General features: G+C 72.7%; 13 protein-coding genes. 6 read left to right on the forward strand and 7 right to left on the reverse strand.

The genetic code is table 11. The features are described 5' to 3' along the window. Positions 1-202 precede the first annotated feature (202 nt). Genes AC27IY_RS02340 through AC27IY_RS02350 form a run of 3 tightly spaced genes read left to right on the forward strand, consistent with a single transcriptional unit; the run spans position 203 to position 3,236 of the window. Entirely contained in the window at positions 203-1,204 is a 1,002-nt protein-coding gene (locus tag AC27IY_RS02340; RefSeq protein ID WP_423444992.1) for an SIS domain-containing protein, read from the forward strand. A gap of 7 nt (positions 1,205-1,211) precedes the next feature. Further along, positions 1,212-2,090: a PfkB family carbohydrate kinase gene (locus AC27IY_RS02345; RefSeq protein ID WP_423444991.1), complete on the forward strand. Its 879-nt coding sequence runs from the start codon at positions 1,212-1,214 to the stop codon at positions 2,088-2,090. A 30-nt stretch (positions 2,091-2,120) separates the two neighbouring features. Beyond that, the gene (locus tag AC27IY_RS02350; protein WP_487176973.1) at positions 2,121-3,236 is read left to right on the forward strand and encodes a LacI family DNA-binding transcriptional regulator; all 1,116 of its coding nucleotides are present in this window, start codon (positions 2,121-2,123) and stop codon (positions 3,234-3,236) included. Here AC27IY_RS02350 and AC27IY_RS02355 read toward each other — a convergent pair. The 6 genes from AC27IY_RS02355 to AC27IY_RS02380 form a co-directional block, all read right to left on the reverse strand. Beyond that, positions 3,217-4,596, reverse strand: coding sequence for a xylan 1,4-beta-xylosidase (locus tag AC27IY_RS02355; RefSeq protein ID WP_487176974.1), 1,380 nt, complete (start codon positions 4,594-4,596; stop codon positions 3,217-3,219). The two genes, AC27IY_RS02350 and AC27IY_RS02355, sit on opposite strands and share 20 nt — an antisense overlap. Positions 4,597-4,691: 95 nt before the next feature. Continuing rightward, positions 4,692-5,681 carry an endonuclease/exonuclease/phosphatase family protein gene (locus AC27IY_RS02360; protein ID WP_487176975.1) on the reverse strand — a complete coding sequence of 330 codons (990 nt, stop codon included), beginning with the start codon at positions 5,679-5,681 and terminating at the stop codon, positions 4,692-4,694. Positions 5,682-5,747: 66 nt separating this feature from the next. Continuing rightward, a complete protein-coding gene (locus AC27IY_RS02365) occupies positions 5,748-8,399 on the reverse strand; it encodes a glycoside hydrolase family 78 protein (protein WP_487176976.1) in 2,652 nt (883 codons plus the stop codon). Between the two features lies 1 nt (position 8,400). Beyond that, positions 8,401-9,231, reverse strand: a complete 831-nt coding sequence (locus AC27IY_RS02370; RefSeq protein WP_487176977.1) for a carbohydrate ABC transporter permease — start codon at positions 9,229-9,231, stop codon at positions 8,401-8,403. After that, positions 9,228-10,106: a carbohydrate ABC transporter permease gene (locus AC27IY_RS02375; RefSeq protein WP_344204496.1), complete on the reverse strand. Its 879-nt coding sequence runs from the start codon at positions 10,104-10,106 to the stop codon at positions 9,228-9,230. The genes AC27IY_RS02370 and AC27IY_RS02375 overlap by 4 nt, the downstream gene beginning before the upstream one ends. Then, positions 10,100-11,413, reverse strand: coding sequence for an ABC transporter substrate-binding protein (locus AC27IY_RS02380; protein WP_487176978.1), 1,314 nt, complete (start codon positions 11,411-11,413; stop codon positions 10,100-10,102). Before AC27IY_RS02380 ends, AC27IY_RS02375 begins: the two co-directional genes overlap by 7 nt. 192 nt (positions 11,414-11,605) lie before the next feature. Here AC27IY_RS02380 and AC27IY_RS02385 point away from each other — a divergent pair, with 192 nt between their 5' ends. Genes AC27IY_RS02385 through AC27IY_RS02395 form a run of 3 tightly spaced genes read left to right on the forward strand, consistent with a single transcriptional unit; the run spans position 11,606 to position 14,953 of the window. Next, entirely contained in the window at positions 11,606-12,658 is a 1,053-nt protein-coding gene (locus AC27IY_RS02385; protein WP_423472992.1) for a LacI family DNA-binding transcriptional regulator, read from the forward strand. A gap of 13 nt (positions 12,659-12,671) precedes the next feature. Then, on the forward strand, positions 12,672-13,388 hold the full coding sequence (locus tag AC27IY_RS02390) for a response regulator transcription factor (RefSeq protein WP_423444984.1): 717 nt from the start codon (positions 12,672-12,674) through the stop codon (positions 13,386-13,388). Next, positions 13,385-14,953: a sensor histidine kinase gene (locus tag AC27IY_RS02395; RefSeq protein WP_487176979.1), complete on the forward strand. Its 1,569-nt coding sequence runs from the start codon at positions 13,385-13,387 to the stop codon at positions 14,951-14,953. Before AC27IY_RS02390 ends, AC27IY_RS02395 begins: the two co-directional genes overlap by 4 nt. 9 nt (positions 14,954-14,962) lie before the next feature. Here AC27IY_RS02395 and AC27IY_RS02400 read toward each other — a convergent pair whose 3' ends face one another. Then, on the reverse strand, positions 14,963-16,408 hold the full coding sequence (locus AC27IY_RS02400) for an amidohydrolase family protein (RefSeq protein ID WP_371249248.1): 1,446 nt from the start codon (positions 16,406-16,408) through the stop codon (positions 14,963-14,965). Positions 16,409-16,447 lie beyond the last annotated feature (39 nt).

A 16,447-nucleotide genomic window follows, 5' to 3' on the forward strand; every position in this document is an offset into this window, starting at 1 on the left:
GGCCGACCTTACAGGCGCTCTGATACCGGTACCAGACCCAGTGGCGAAGATCTTTTCTTCGTTGCTCCGCCGTGACCTTTTCCTCCCAGCAAAGCCCCAGGTAAAACCGGCCTAACTCGACTCACGGGTTGACGCGGCGCGGAACGCTGTGCCAACGTGGCCCCGCCTGATACCGGTATCAGAGTCGCGAAAGGACACCCTCATGCTCGGATTCAACGAGCCGGAATTCCTCGCCCAGACGGCGAGCGCCGTGGCCCTCCGGCCCCAGATCGAGGAGCTGGTGGACCGGCTCGTGGACCAGGGCTTCGACACCCTGCTCCTCGTCGGCGCGGGCGGCACGTACGCGCAGATGTGGCCCTACGAGCACCTGGCCCGCCGCTCCTCCACGCTCGACGTGCGGGCCGTCATCGCCGCCGAGCTGATCGTCTCCGGCGACGCGCGGCTCGGCGAGCGCACGGTCGCCGTGTTCACCTCGGTCTCCGGCACCACCGACGACAGCGTCCGGGCCATCGACTACTGCCGGTCCAAGGGGGCGTACACGATCTCCTTCACCGGCCACCCCGACTCGCCGGTGGCGACGAAGGCGGACATCGCCCTGGTCTCGCAGCCGAAGACCTGGCCGTTCGACTTCCAGCTGCTGCTCTTCATGACCCGCCTGCTGGCCCGCCGGGGCGAGTTCGACGGCTACGAGCGCTTCGCCACGGAGCTGGCCGGCATCCCCGAGATCCTCGTCGAGGTCGCCCGGCAGGCCGAGCCCGTGGCCTCCGCCTTCGCCGAGGACCACAAGGACGCCGACTACCACTTCCTCATCGGCGGCGGGAACCTGTGGGGCTTCACGTACCTCTACTCGATGTGCATCCTCGAGGAGATGCAGTGGCTGCGCACCACCCGCGTGCACAGCGCCGAGTTCTTCCACGGCTCGCTGGAGCTGCTGGAAGAGGACACCAGCGTGATCATCTTCCAGGGCGAGGACGAGACCAGGCCGCTCACCGACCGCGCCGAGGCGTTCGCCCGCCGCGTCTCCAAGGACGTCACGGTCTTCGACACCCGCGACTACCCGCTGACCGGCATCAGCCCCGAGTTCCGCGGCCTGCTCGCGCCGCTCGTGCTCGACACCGTCATGAGCCGGGTCAGCAAGCACCTGGAGCGCGTCCGCGACCACTCCCTCGACCTGCGCCGCTACTACCGCGTCATGGACTACTGAGGCGACCATGAGAGTGCTGGGCTTCGGCGACAACATCGTCGACCGATTCGTCGACCGGGGGGTCGACTACCCGGGCGGCAACAGCGTCAACGTCGCCGTGTACGCCCGGCGTCTCGGCGCCGACTCCGCCTACCTGGGCGTCTTCGGCGACGACGACCTCGGGACCTTCCTCGGCGGCGCCATCGCCGCCGAGGGGGTGGACGCCGGCCGCTGCGTCGTCCGGCGGGGCGAGAGCGGCGTGTCCCACCTGCGGGTGGACGACGGGGAGCGGATCTTCCTCGGCTGGAACGGCGGCGGCGTCACCGTGCGCGAGCCTCTCGCGCTCGACGACGCCCTGCTCGGCTACGTCGCCGGCTTCGACCTCGTGCATTCGAGCGTCTACAGCCGCAGCGAGCCCGAGCTGCCCAAGCTGGCCGCGCTCGGCGGCCCGCTGGTCAGCTTCGACCTGTCCAGCGAGGAGGAATACCGCGACCCCGCCTACCTCGACCGGGTCTGCCCCCACGCCGACCTCGTGCTGCTGTCCTGCTCCCACCTCAGCCCGGCGGCGACGGAGGAGCTGCTGGCCGAGGTGGTGCGCAGGGGGGCCGGGCTCGCGCTCGGCACCCGCGGGGTGGACGGCGCGACGGCCGCCGACGGGCGGGTGACCGTCTCCGGCCCGGCCCGGCTGGTGGACGACGGCGCCCTCGTGGACACGATGGGATGCGGCGACGCCTTCCTCGCCGGGTTCGCGGTGTCGCTGCTGCGCGGCGGCTGGACCAGGGACGCGCGGCCCACGCCCGGCCTGATCGAGCGGGCGCTGGAGGACGGCGCGCTGGCCGCCTACGACCAGTGCTTCGTCGAAGGCGCCTTCGGCCACGGCCGGCCGAGCCCCGTGGCTAGCATGTGACGGGCTGATCAGGAACGAGGGACGACAACCATGGCGACTGAGCGGGGCCAGGCGGGGCCGACGATCTCCGAGGTGGCGGCCGAGGCCGGGGTGGGCCGCGCCACGGCGGCCCGCACGCTCGGCGGCTACGGCTACGTCAGCCCCGAGCTGCGGGCCCGGGTGCTGGCCGCGGCCGAGAAGCTCGGCTACCGCGCCAACGCCCTGGCCCGCAGCATGTCCACCGGCGTGAGCCACACGCTCGGGGTGATCGTCGCCGACATCGGCAACCCGTTCTTCGCCGGGCTGCTGCGGGGTGTCTCCGACACCTCGCGGGCCCGCGGGTTCGACGTGATCGTGCTCAGCACGTACGAGAACCTCCAGGAGGAGGTGGCGGCCGCCAACGTGCTCATCGACAAGCGCGTGGACGGCTTCATCGTGGCCTCGGCCGCGCTCCAGCGCGGCCAGGTCGCCCACCTCAAGGCCGCGCTCGACCGCGGCATCCCGGTCGTCCTGGTCGACCGCGCGGTGACGGCGCTCGACCTCGACGCCGTCGTCATCGACAACCGCGACGCCGCCCGCGAGGCCGTCGAGATGCTGATCGCGGCGGGGCACCGGCGCATCGGGTTCGTGTGGGGGCCGCCGGTGGCCGCGCCGCCCGCGACCCGGCGCGAGCTGCTGGCGGCGGCCTCCCGCAACCTGTGGACCGACGGCGAGCGGCTGCGCGGCTACCTCGACGCGCTCGACGACGCGCACATCCCCTTCGACCCCGAGCTGGTCATGGCCGGGCCGAAGACGGAGGAGCGGGTGGTGCGCGAGGTCGGCCGCATGCTCGCGCTGCCCGACCGGATCACCGCCGTCTTCTGCACCGAGACCGACGGCATGACCGGCTCGCTGCGCGCCCTGCGCGCCGCCGGGCTCTCCTACCCCGACGACGTCTCGCTCGTCGGCTTCGACGACAACGCGTGGGCCGCGGTCATGGAGCCGCCGCTCACCATGATCGCGCAGCCCGTCCACCAGCTCGGCGCCAAGGCCGCCGAGGTGCTGCTCGACATCCTCGGCGGGGCCGAGCCGGCCCGCGAGATGCACACGCTGCGCTCGCGCCTGATCCGCCGCGCCTCGGTCGCGCCGCCGCCGGAAGCGCCGAGGGTCAGCGGGAGCTCCACCTGACCTCGTACGGCTTCAGCTCGTACTCCTTGCCGTCCACCTCCGCCGTGGCGGCCCCGTCCGTGGTGTTGACCAGCACCAGTTGCTCCGGCTGGGCCAGCACCCTGACCTTCGGGTCGGAGGAGGAGACGTCGTCCAGCTTCGCCCCGGCGGGGAACCACTTCACGAAGTTCTCGATGAGCCGCTGCGTGGCGGACGGCGCGCCGGTGCGCGGGTCCCACAGGCAGCCGTTGCAGGCCGTGTCCTTGGTCTGCGGGTTCCAGTAGAGCGCGGTGGCGGCGCCGCTGCGCGCGAACTCCATCATCGAGGCGGCCTGCACGGCCAGGCGCTTGCCCTCCGGCCATTTGGTGCCGTTCTCGGGCTGGAAGTACCACTCCGACCACCAGATCGGCATGTCGCCGGTCTTCTCGCGCAGCCAGGTGGTGATCGCGCTGAACTTGCTCAGTGCGCCGAACTCGTCGGGCAGCAGCTCGTGGGCGTCGGTCGGGGAGGCGCCGTCCACCACGATGAAGTCGGCGCCCTTCTTGTGCTCGTTCCAGTAGTTGAACGCGTCGAGCACGTTCTGGTTGACCACGCCCCAGTCGCCGCGCAGCTCCGATCGGCCGCTCCTGTTGCTGTCGAAGCCGAGGTACGGGCCGCCGACCTTGGCGTCGGGGCGGACCGCCTTCACCGCGTCGTACACCTTGTTGTACAGCTGCGTGTAGCCCTTGTAGTCGGCGGGCCTGCGGTGGTCCTTCCAGAAGCCCTTGAACTCGTTCCAGACCATGAAGTACTCGACGTCGCGGTAGCGCTCGGCGACCGTGGCGGCCAGCCGGGCGAAGTCGTCGTAGTGCTGCGGGTAGGGGGCGTCCTCCAGGTGCTCGGCCCAGCCCTCCCCGGAGGTCGGGCCCTCGGGGCCGCCCTTCATCCAGTCGGGGGCGCAGCAGAGGGTGATGACCGGGGTGCCGCCGGACGCCTTCATGAAGCCCGTGCGGCTGTCCAGGTCCTCCCAGAAGAACTCCTGGCGGCGGGGCTGCGGGTTGAGCGCGCCGAAGCCCATGATGTGCTGGTTCTGCAGCATGGGGGTCTGCGAGAGCGAGCCGGCGACGGTCTGCTCGAAGCCCGGGTTGATGTTGTTGGCGCTGGTGCCGGTGTGGGTGAAGCCCCAGCGCGGCCAGCCCGGGTCCACGGCGGGCGGCTTCGCCGCGGCGGACGGCTGCGCGGGCGCGCCCGTCTCGGCGGTGGTCCCCGAGGTGGCCTGCCCGGCGCCCGAGTCCTGGCCGCCGTCGCCGGGGCCGCATGCGGCGACGATCATCGCCAGCGCCACCGCGGCGATCGCTCCTGCCGGCCGCCTCCACATCGTCTTCCCGCTGTCCGAAGCCACCTGGATCCACCCGTTTCTGATGATGTGTCGTTGTGAGCATCGCACGGCAGAGCCCGTGCGGGGATCCCGGATCTGCTCGGGCGCCGGCGGGCGGCTCATCCGCGCACCCGCAGGTCCGCGAAGAGCGCACGGTGGTCGGAGCCGGGAAGATCGTGGATCCGTACGGCGACCGCCCCCGCGCGGCCGTCGGTGAGCACGTGGTCGATGGCCACGAGCGGTGGGAACCGGCGCATCGGCCAGGTCGGCACGAGCCCCTGGCCGGTCGCCGCCGCGGCGTCGGTGTAGCCGGTGTCCAGCAGGCTCCGGAACACGGCGTGGTCCAGCGTCGCGTTGAAGTCGCCGGCCAGGATGCGCGGCGGCCCGGTGGCGGGCGCGGGCGGCAGTGTGGCCACCCCGGCGTGCCACTCGGGCACGGTCGAGGGCACCGGCGCGACCGGGTGCACGACGACCACCTCGACCGCCTGGCCGCCGGGCAGCGCCACCTCGGCCACCGGCATGTGGTGCCCGACCGGCTGGAACAGCCCGGTGCGCTCGCGCAGCGGGTAGCGGGCGTAAAGGCCGCTGCCCACCGGCCCCCAGGTCGCCGGCCTGGCCACCTGGTAGGGCAGCAGGCTCTCCAGCCCGGCCGCCCGCAGCCGCTCCTGCTCGGCGAAGGTGAGCTCCTGGAGGCTCAGGACGTCCACGTCATGGTCGCGGACCAGGCGGACGATCGTCTCCGCGTCGGCGCGGCCGCCGTTGAGGTTGGCCGTCAGCAGCCGGAGCGGCCGCCCCTCCGCCGGCGCGGCGGACGCGACGGCGCGCGGCACGACGCACCAGGCCAGGCAGACGCACACGGCCAGCATGACGGCGATCGCCGCCCTGCTCCGCAGGGCCACCGCGAGCCCCAGCGTCAGCAGCGCGGCGAGCGCGAAGTACGGCGTGAACGAGACCAGCGGCACCAGCAGCGCCCCGGTCTCCAGGCCGCCGAGCCGCACGGCCGTCCCCGCCGCGAACACCACGGACGCCGCCACGGCCAGCCGCCGCGCCCAGCGCCGGCGGGGCCGTGACGGTGCGGCCGCCCCGCCCGCCACCTCTTGCGTTAACACAGCCACGCACTCTAGGCGGCCTTCATGAGATTTCCATGATGGGCGGGGCGGAGAGTGACGGGGTTTTTACGGCAGGCGTGCGGGAGGCGCGGGCGGGGCCGGGTCGTCGGCCGGGTCGCGGAAGGCGCAGGAGAAGACGTGCTCGCCGGAGCCGACGACGATCGGCCCGCCCTCCACGCCGCTCTCCCCGCCGTCCTCCACGCCGCCCTCGGGGAGGTGGACGGTGGCGGTCGTGTTCGGGGGGACGACCACGCGCAGTTCCAGGCGCCCGTCCGCGCGGGACCAGCCGGCCTCGGCCCGCCCGTACGGCGTGTCGAGCGTGGCCCGCGCCCGCGACAGCCCGCCGCCCGGCTGAGGCCGCACCAGCAGCTCCCGGTAGCCGGGCGCGCCAGGGGCGAGACCGGCCACGGTGCGGTGCAGGAAGTCGGCGACCGCCCCCAGCGCGTAGTGGTTGAAGGAGGTCATCTCGCCCGGGTTGACCGAGCCGTCGGGCAGCAGGCTGTCCCACCGCTCCCAGATCGTGGTCGCCCCCATCGTCACCGGGTACAGCCACGACGGGCACTCCCGCTGGAGGAGCAGCCCGTACAGGCCGGCGTACTCGCCCGCCGAGGCCAGCGCGTCGCAGATCAGCGGCGTCCCGACGAACCCGGTGCCGATCCGGTGCCCGTCGGCGGCGACCAGCTCGGCCAGCCGCCGCCCGGCCCGCTCCCGCTGCCCGGCCCCGTCGAGCAGGTCCAGGCAGAGGGCGAGGGCGTAGGCGGTCTGGGTGTCGCAGGCGAGCCGGCCCGACGGGGTGACGAACTCGCGGCGGAAGGCCGCCCGCACCTCCTCGGCCAGCTTCCCGTAGCGGGCGGCGTCGCCGTCGTGGCCGAGCAGCGCGGCCGTGTCCGCGACCACCCGCGCCGACCAGGCGTGGTACGCGGTCGCCACCAGCGCGTGGTCCGTGCGCGCCCGTCCGGGGTCGTCCGGCGGCGCGGCCGGGTCGAGCCAGTCGCCGAACTGGAAGCCCTCGTCCCACAGGTGGTCCTCGCCGGCCAGCCCGGTCACCTGGTCCACCCAGGCCGTCATGCTCGTGTACTGGGTGCGCAGCACGCCGAGGTCGCCGGTGCGCTCGTACAGCGTCCACGGCACGAGCACGGCCGCGTCGCCCCAGGCGGCGGTGGGCTCGGGCGGGAACATCAGCGGCACCCACGGCACGTACGGCGGCACGGTGCCGTACTCGGCCTGCTCGGCGGCGAGGTCGGCGAGCCAGGAGGACAACGCCCCCGCGCAGTCGTAGAGGAAGGCGGCGGCCGGGGCGAAGACCTGGAGGTCACCGGTCCAGCCGAGCCGCTCGTCCCGCTGCGGGCAGTCGGTGGGCAGGTCGACGTAGTTGCCGCGCATGCTCCAGCGCACGTTGGCGTGCAGCCGGTCGAGCAGCGGGTCCGAGCTGTCGAAGTCGCCGATGGGCCGCAGGTCGGTGTGGCAGACGACGGCCACCACGTCACCCGGGTCCAGGTCGCCGGGCCAGCCGTCGAGCTGCACGTAGCGGAAGCCGTGGGTGGTGAAACGCGGCTCCCACTCCTCGCCGTCGGCGTCGCCGCGCAGCGTGTAGCGGTCGAGGGCGGCGGCGTTGCGCAGCGGGCGCAGCGCGAGCGCGCCGTCCTCCAGCACCTCGGCGTGGCGCAGGGTGACGGTGTGCCCGGCCGGGCCCTGGACGCGGATGCGCAGCCGGCCGGCGATGTTCTGCCCGAAGTCGAGGATGGTCTCGCCGGACGGGCCGGTCAGGACCTCGGCCGGGGCCAGCGTCTCGGTGCGGCGCACGGGCGGGCCCGTGGGGGCCACCAGCAGCGCGGCGTCGTGGGGGAGCGCGTCGGCGGGCAGCCAGGCCGCGTCGTCGAAGCCGGGCCGCGACCACCCGGCCGGCTCCAGGCGGGCGTCGTGGTGCTCGCCGTCGTACAGGCTCGCGGCGGTGACCGGGCCGGGCGCGCAGCGCCAGGAGCCGTCGGTGACCACGGTCTCGGTGCCGCCGTCCGCGTAGGTGATCTCCAGTTGGGCGATGAGGGCGGTGCGGTCGCCGTAGAGGCCGGTCCTGCCCTCGCGGAAGCCGACGCGGCCCCGGTGCCAGCCGTCGGCCAGGGTGGCGCCGATGGCGTTGGGGCCCTCCTGGAGCAGGGCGGTGACGTCGTGGGTGCGGTAGCGCAGGCGGTGGCCGTAGCTGCTCCAGCCGGGGGCGAGCACGTCGTCGCCGATCACCTGGCCGTTCAGCTCGGCCTCGTACAGGCCGTGCGCGGTGACGTACAGGCGGGCCCGCTCGACCGGGCCCCGCAGGGTGAACTCGCGGCGCAGCAGCAGCGCGGGGCCGTCGGGCGGGCCCAGGAGCTCCAGGGGCGGCGCGGCGGCCGAGGCCCGCCAGTCGGCCGGCTCCAGCAGCCCGGTCTCCACGTACGACCAGTCGCTCCACTCGCTGGCCGAGCCGTCCGCGCCGTGCACGCGCACCCGCGCGCCACGCCGCTCCCGCGAGCCGAGCGCCGGCCCCGGCCAGGGCACCAGCACCGACTCCGCGGACTCGACGCGGCCGGTGGTGAAGCCGTCGCCGAGCTCGATCTCGTACGCTCCCTGGACCCAGTCCCGGAGGTCCGTGGTGACGGTCCAGGACAGGCGGGGCTCGGGCTCGCCGACGCCGAGCGGGTCACGGTGGTGTTCGAAGGATGGTGCGGAAACGTGCAGAGAGGTCATGTCATCCCTTGATGGCGCCGGCCGTCATGCCGGCGACGATCTTGCGGTTGAAGAAGACGAACAGCAGCAGCGGCGGGATCGTGATCAGCACGATGTCCATGAACAGCAGGTTCCACTGCGTGTTGTACTGGCTCTGGAAGTTGTAGAGGGTGACCTGCACGGTGGCGTTGTCGTCGCCGGGCAGCAGGTAGAGCGGGTTGACGAAGTCGTTGAAGATGTTGACCGAGCTGACCAGGATCACGGTGATCGTCACCGGCCGCAGCAGCGGGAAGATCACCCGGAAGAACAGCCGGAAGCCGCTGCAGCCGTCGATCTGGGCGGCCTCGTCCAGCTCGCGCGGGATCGCCGCGACGAACGCCCGGAACAGCAGCATGGCGAACGACAGGTGGAAGGCCACCTCGGCCAGGATCATCCCGGGCAGCGTCTTGAACAGCCCGAGCGCCTGCAGCAGCCAGATGGTCGGCACCACCGCGGGCGGGATGATCAGCCCGGACAGCACCAGGAAGTCGGCCGCCTTCGCGACCTTGCCCGGCCTGCGTTGCAGCACGAACGCGGCCATCGCCGCGAAGATCACCAGCAGCGTGACCGAGGCGACGGTGATGATGGTGCTGTTGACGTAGGCGCGCAGCAGCACGTAGTCGCGGGCCTCGACGACCGCCATGAAGTTCTCGACGACCGGCCAGCTCGTCGGCCAGGCGAAGTCGAGGTCGACGGCCTGCGTCTGGTCCTTGACCGCGGTCAGCAGCATGAGCGCGAAGGGGACCAGGAAGATCACGGTGGCCGCGACCAGCACGACCGCCTCCACGCCGAGGGAGCGGATGCCCTTTCTCACATCGCCACCTGCCTCTTGCCGAGGTAGTAGTTGAGTGGCACGGCGATGGCCGTGACGATGAGGAACAGCAGCACGTTCCCTGCCGTGGACAGGCCGAAGAAACCGGCCTGGTACTGCTTGTAGATGATCGAGGCGATGGTGTCGCTGGTGAAGCCGGGGCCGCCGCGGGTCATCGTCCAGATCAGGTCGAACGAGCGCAGCCCGCCGATGAACGACAGGATGATCACCGAGTAGGTCGCCGGCCAGCTCAGCGGCAACGTGATGTGCCGGAAGCGGTGCCAGGCGCTGCCGCCGTCCACGGCGACGGCCTGGTAGAACTCGGTCGGAATGGACATGATGCCGGCGATGTAGATGACGGTCGCCAGGCCCACGCCCTTCCACACGTCCACCAGCGCCACCGACAGCAGCGCGGTGCCCGCGTCGCCGAGCCAGTCGCGCCCGTCGATCCCCACCAGCGCCAGCGCCTGGTTCACCAGGCCGGTCTGCGGCTTGAGCAGCATGCTGAAGGTGATGCCGACCGCGACCGTGGACACCAGCGTCGGGAAGAACACCACCGAGCGCAGGAAGCCGCGCAGCCGCAGCTTCGAGGTGAGCAGCACGCCGAGCAGCAGCCCGAGCACCACCTTCAGCCCGCTGGTGAGCACCGCGTAGACGAGGGTGTTCTGGAAGCCGACGCGCAGGTTCTGCTCGGCCAGGAAGTCGCGGAAGTTGTCCAGGCCGACGAACTCGCTGTCGAACAGGGTCCAGCGGGTCAGCGCGAAGTAGAACGCCATCACCGTCGGCACCAGGAAGATCACCAGGAACACGACGGCGGCCGGCAGGTACAGCGCGTACGGGTACGCCGACCTGCGCCTGGCGGCCTGTCCCGTCACCACCCCGCGAGCCCCAACTGCTTGGCCTGCTTCTCGACGTCCTTGTCGTACTGGGCGGCGCCCTCCTCCGGCGGGGTCAGCCCGGAGCCGACGGCGACGGTGATCTGCTCCAGTGACGGGCCCTTCACCGGCGAGACGAACTCCAGGGCGGGCGCGGTGCGGCCCTCGTCCACGTACGTCTGGAGGTCCTTGGCCACCTGGATGGCGTCGTCGGGCAGCTTGGCGCCCTCGACCCGGTACGGCCCGGCCGGCTGGACGGCCTTGTTCATGGCCTCGGCGGCGGCCGGCGAGGCCACGTAGGCCAGGAACTTCTTGGCCGCGTCCAGCTTCTCGGTGGTCTTCGGGATGTAGAGGCCGGCCGGCTCCCAGAGCGTGGCGCCGTTCTTGGCGGCGTCGGCGCCGGGGATGCCGAAGAAGCCGATGTCGGTGGCGGCGGCCGGGGTCGTGGCCACCAGCGGCGGGACCTGCGCGCTCAGCATCGGGTAGTGCGCGCCCTTGCCCTCCACCAGCAGCTTCATGCCCTGGTCGGCGGTGGCCGAGCCGAAGCCCTCCTGGAGGAGGCCCTTGGCGTGCACCTCGGCCAGGTGGTCGAAGCCCGCGCGGGCGGCCGGCGTGGTGGCGAACTTGGCCTTGTTGGCCGTGTAGTCCTGGGCGAAGCCCGGCGCGGCGGCCTGCACGTTGTAGTAGTCGCCGAGCACGAAGAGCTGCGAGGTCCAGGTGTCCTTGAACGTGGAGATCACCGGCGCGATCCCGGCCGCCTTGATCTTGTCGTTGTTGGCCATGAAGTCGGCCCAGGTCTTGGGCACCTCCAGGCCGAGCTTCTCGTAGACCTTGCGGTTGTAGAGGATGCCGCCGCCCATGGCGGTGCCGGCGGGCACGCCGTACGCCTTGCCGTCCTGGCTCACGACGGGCAGGAAGTCCTTCTGCACGTTGGCGAGCGCCGGGTCGCCGGTCAGGTCGACCAGGGTCTGGCCGGGGTTGAGCGCCTGGAGGAGCGAGCCGGAGTTGTACCAGAACACATCCGACATGTCGCCCGTGGAGAGCCGGGTCTTGACGATGTTGTCGCCTTCGCTGCCTCCGGGGCGGGTCTCCGTCTCGATCTTGATCGTGGGGTTGGCCTGCATGAAGGCGTCGGTGAGCGCCTTGGCGGTGCTCACGGTCGCCTGGTTGTTGTCGACGAGGAACTTCAGTGTCACCGTGCCGCCGCCGGACGATCCGGCGTCCGAGCCCGAGCCCGAGCCGCAGGAGGTCAGGGCCGCGATCGTGAGAACGGCCAGCGCCGCTCCCAGGGTGCGGTGAGAGGTCTTCACAATGCCCCTCCGGGTCCGTTGAATCGTTTTAACAAGCCCCGATGCGAGTTAACGTAGGCGTCATGCGCCGACACCGTCAAGGGCGATTTTGGGGAACGATCCCCAATCGTGATCCTGCGAGAGGCCGGTGGATCTGCACATCAGGACCAGGAAATGGGTAACGTTCCCCATGACCGGAGCGGAGGAGCTCGCATGGCAGAAACCGGTGGCCGCGGACGCCGGGTGACGATCGCCGACGTCGCCGACCACGCCCAGGTCTCCACCACCTCGGTGTCGAAGGTGCTGCGCAACGCCTACGGCGTCAGCCCCGCCACCCGCCTTCGCGTCCAGGCCGCCATCGACGAGCTCGGCTACCGGCCGCACAACGCGGCGCGGGCGATGCGCGGGCGCACGTTCACCATCGGCGTGCTGCTGCCGCACATCAGCAACCCGTTCTTCGCCGAGATCCTCGACGGGCTCACGGAGCAGCTCGGCGGCACCGACTACCAGGCGATCATCATCCAGGGCGGCCGGGACGACGCCTCCGAGCGCCGCGCCGTGGACGCCCTGGTCGACCGGCAGGTGGACGGCATGCTCATGGTCGCGCCGCTCAGCTCCAAGTCACGCCTGGAGGAGGTGGCCGCGGGCACGCCCACCGTCGTGCTCGGCCCGCACGAGCGCTCGACCGTCTACGACTCGGTCAACGACGACGACGAGGCGGGCGCCGAGCTCGTCGTCGAGCACCTGATCCGGCTCGGCCACCGCCGGGTCGCGCACATCGCCCAGCGGGACGAGGGCCGCGGCCGGCCGGCCACGACGCTGCACGTCATCAGGGAGCGCACCTACCGGCGGGTCATGACCGAGCACGGCCTGGCCGCCGAGATCGCCGTCGCCACCACCTCCTACACCGAGGACGGCGGCTACCGGGGCGTGCGGGAGCTACTGGCCCGCGACCCGCGGCCCACCGCCGTCTTCGCCGGCGCCGACCTCGCGGCCTTCGGCGCCCTAGCCGCGCTGCACGAGGCGGGCCTGGCCGTCCCCGCCGACGTCTCGCTCGCCGGCTACGACAACACCCGCTCGTCCGGGCTCGCGCACATCGCGCTCACCACCGTCGACCAGGACGGCGTCATGATGGGCCGCACCGCGGGGCGGCTGCTGCTCGAACGCATCGGGGGCCGTACGTCGTCGGTGCGCTTCTCCGTCACGCCGACCCTGATCGTCCGCCGTACGACGGCGCCGCCCTCAGAATCGTCTCAGGTGAGCTGAGTACAACTGGGGCATGAGCCGAGCCGCCCCCGCCGCGAAGGTGCTGGTCGTCGACGACGAGCCGAACATCCGTGACCTGCTGTCCGAGGCGCTGGAGCTGAACGGCTTCGCGGTCAGGACCGCCGCCTGCGGCCGGCAGGCGCTGGAGGCGGTGGCGCGCGAGCGGCCCGACCTGCTCGTGCTCGACGTGATGCTGCCCGACCTGGACGGCTTCGCCGTCGCCAGGCGGCTGCGCGCGGCGGCGGACGGGCCGCTCGTGCTGTTCCTGACCGCGAAGGACGCCGTCCCCGACCGCATCGCCGGGCTGACCGCGGGCGGCGACGACTACGTCACCAAGCCGTTCAGCCTGGAGGAGGTGGTGCTGCGCATCCGGGCCATCCTGCGCCGCGCCCGCCCGCCGGAGGAGCAGGCAGGCGACGGCGTGCTCCGCTACGCCGACCTGGAGCTCGACGAGGAGGCCCACCTCGTGCGGCGGGCCGGGCGGCAGATCCATCTTTCGCCCACCGAGTTCAGCCTGCTCCGCTACCTGATGATCAACGCCGAGCGGGTGGTGAGCAAGGCGCAGATCCTCGACCGGGTGTGGGAGTACTCCTTCGACGGCGACAGCCGCATCGTCGAGTCCTACATCAGCTACCTGCGCCGCAAGATCGACCGGGACGGCCCGCCGCTCATCCACACGCTGCGCGGCGTCGGCTACCGCCTCCAGGGGCCGGGGGAGGGGACCTCGTGAGAGCGGCGGGCGCGCGGGGCGCCTGGCCGCTGCGGCACCGGCTGCTGGCCGCGCTGCTGGGGTTGTGCGCGGCCGGGCTGGCGGTGTTCGCGGTGGCCGGGGTGCTGCTGCTCGACCGGTCGCTGCTGTCGCGGGTGGACGCGCAGCTCGCCGAGACCGTACGGTCCTTCGCCTTCCGCCCGCCGCCGATGCCGCCGCCCGTGCCGCCGTCCGCCCGCCCCGGCGACGTGGAGCTGCCCACCCAGTTCAGGATCGCCTTCTACGCCCCCTCGGGGCTGCTGCTCCGCGAGCTGCCCGGCGGCGTCGCCGACCGGCCGGACGTCCCCGCCGGGCTGGTCGAACGGCCGCCGGCGGGCGCGGTCACCGTCGCGGGCCGGGACGGGACCGGCGACTGGCGGGTGCTGGTCAGGGCCCTGCCGGACGGCGGCCGGGTGACGGTGGCCATGTCGCTGGAGCCGAACCGGGCCACGGTGCGGCAGTTCCTCGTCATCGAGCTGGTCGCGGGCGTGCTGGTGCTGGCCCTGCTCGGCGCGGTCGCGCTGGCCGTCGTACGGCTCGGGCTGCGCCCGCTGACCAGGATGGAGCGGACCGCCGAGGCCATCGCCGCCGGGGAGATCGACCGCCGGGTCGGCGACACCGACCCGCGCACCGAGACCGGCCGGCTCGGCCGCGCGCTCAACACCATGCTCGAACGCCTGGCCAGCGCCCTGCGCGAGCGCGAGACTTCGGAAGGGCGGCTGCGCCGCTTCGTCGCCGACGCCTCCCACGAGCTGCGCACGCCGCTCACCTCGATCCGCGGCTTCGCCGAGCTCTACCAGCACGGCCAGGCTCCGCGCGATCCGGCCGTCGAGCGGCTGCTGCGCCGCATCGAGGGCGAGGCCGAGCGGATGGGCGTGCTGGTCGAGGACATGCTGCTGCTGGCCCGCCTGGACCGCGAGCCCGCACTGGAGCCGGCCGCCGTGGACCTGCGCGTGCTGGCCGGGGACGTGGTGCACGCGGCACAGGCGCGCGAACGCGACCGGCCGATCCGGCTCGCCGTCTCCGACGAGCCGGTGTTCGTGCTCGGCGACGAGCACCGGCTGCACCAGGTCATCGCGAACCTGGTCGGCAACGCCATGACCCACACCGCCGCCGGCACGCCGGTCCTGGTGCGGGTCGAGCGGCGGGCCGCGACCGGGCCGCCGCCGGGCGTGGCGGGGGTCGAGAGGTGGAGCGCGGCCGGGCCGCCGCCGGGGGTGGCGCGGGTCGAGCAGTGGAGCGCGGCCGGGCCGCCGCCGCCGGGGGTGGCGCGCTCGGGCGACGGCCCCGCGCCGGACGTCGAGGCCGCGCTGGTGGAGGTGCGCGACGAGGGGCCGGGCATCGACCCCGAGCACCTGCCGTACGTCTTCGACCGGTTCTACCGCGCCGACCCCAGCCGCGCGCGGCACCACGGCGGCACCGGCCTCGGCCTCGCCATCGCCGCCGCGCTGGTGAGCGCCCACCACGGCCGGATCGAGGCCGGCGGCGCGCCGGGCGGGGGGACGACGTTCCGCGTGCTGCTGCCGCTGCACCACCCCGACGATTGAGGGCTCCGGTCAGAGCCGGTGGGTGGCGTCGCTGCGGTAGTCCGTGTACGTGTACGGGTTGTCGAGGATCTTCGTCTCCGGGATGTCCGGGTTCATGCCCTGCCGCCACGCCTCCTCGCCCATCTCGGCCCGCAGGTAGGCGACGGTGTCCTCGACCTGGCGGCGGGCGGCGGCGAGGTCCACGCCGACCAGCTCGTGCTCGTGCTTGACCACCCGGCCGTTCACCAGGACGGTGTGCACGTCGCCGCGCTGCGCCTGGAACGCCACGTGCCCGAACGGGTTGAGCACCGGGAACGACACCGGCGAGCGGTCGTTCTTGACGAGCACGAGGTCGGCCTTCTTGCCGGGGGCCACCACGCCGAGGTCGTCGCGGCCGAGCGCGCGGGCGCCGCCCCTGGTGGCCCACTCCACGACCTGGTCGGCGCGCAGGCCCGCGTGCGTGACGGTCTCGCCCTTGGCGTGCGCCTCCAGGTGCTCGCGCGAGCGGTCGGCGCCGAGCGTGGCGCGCATGGCGGAGAACAGGTCGCCGCTCCACCACACGCTGGTGTCCATGGACAGCGAGACCGGGATGCCGTGCGCGCGCAGCGCCCACGTGGGCGGGTAGCCCTGGCCCGCGCTCTGCTCGCTCTCCGTCGAGACCGACACCGAGCCGCCGGTGGCCGCGATCCGGTGGTAGGAGTCGGCCGACAGCGAGGCGGCGTGCACGTAGATCGTCTCGGGGGTCATGAAGCCGTGCTCGTGCATGAGCTTGATGCCGTCGTCGCTGGTCGCGCCCCACACGCCGGCGTGGGTGCTGACCGGGACGCCGAGCTCGCGGGCCACCTCGAAGGCGGCCTTCTCCGGGAAGGCCGGGTCGCCCAGCACGTCGAAGGCGAGCTGGAAGCCCAGCAGGTCGTCGCCGGTGATCCGGCGGCGGACGAAGTCGCGGAACTCGGGCGCGGCGGTCCACTCGGCGGGCGGCTGCTGGATGTTGCCGTAGGCGAGCACGTAGCGGCCCGGCACGGACCGCAGCGCGTCCACGGCGGCGTCGGCGTGCTCCACCGTGCGCAGCCCGTGCGACCAGTCGACGACGGTGGTGACGCCGGCGTCCAGCGCCTCGATCGCGGCCAGCACGTTGCCCGCGTGCACGTCCTGCGGCCGGAACAGCTTGCCGTGCTCCAGGTAGAACCAGACGAAGTACTGGGTGAGCGTCCAGTCGGCGCCGTAGCCGCGCAGCGCGGTCTGCCACATGTGCCGGTGGGTGTCGATCATGCCGGGCAGCACGATGCCGCCGGTGGCGTCGATGACCAGGGCGTCGTCCGGCGCGCTCAGGCCGGGGCCGACCTCGGCGATCCGGTCGCCGGTCACCAGGACGTCGGTGTCCTCCAGCACCGTGCGGACGCCCTCCATGGGCAGCACGGTGCCGCCGCGCAGCAGTACGGGCCGTCCGGCCCCGGCTTCGTTCCGCTCGCTCATCCTGGGCTCCTAGCTCTTCCGAACGGTTGTCCGCTACAC

It is taken from the genome of Nonomuraea sp. B208, assembly GCF_057536035.1.

What these genes read in the sequence shown, in the direction of transcription:
- AC27IY_RS02350 (WP_487176973.1), top strand. Translation starts at nt 2,121, where the DNA reads ATGGCGACTGAGCGGGGCCAGGCGGGGCCGACGATCTCCGAGGTGGCG.
- AC27IY_RS02340 (WP_423444992.1), top strand. Translation starts at nt 203, where the DNA reads ATGCTCGGATTCAACGAGCCGGAATTCCTCGCCCAGACGGCGAGCGCC.
- AC27IY_RS02345 (WP_423444991.1), top strand. Translation starts at nt 1,212, where the DNA reads ATGAGAGTGCTGGGCTTCGGCGACAACATCGTCGACCGATTCGTCGAC.
- AC27IY_RS02390 (WP_423444984.1), top strand. Translation starts at nt 12,672, where the DNA reads ATGAGCCGAGCCGCCCCCGCCGCGAAGGTGCTGGTCGTCGACGACGAG.
- AC27IY_RS02400 (WP_371249248.1), bottom strand. Translation starts at nt 16,408, where the DNA reads ATGAGCGAGCGGAACGAAGCCGGGGCCGGACGGCCCGTACTGCTGCGC.
- AC27IY_RS02365 (WP_487176976.1), bottom strand. Translation starts at nt 8,399, where the DNA reads ATGACCTCTCTGCACGTTTCCGCACCATCCTTCGAACACCACCGTGAC.
- AC27IY_RS02385 (WP_423472992.1), top strand. Translation starts at nt 11,606, where the DNA reads ATGGCAGAAACCGGTGGCCGCGGACGCCGGGTGACGATCGCCGACGTC.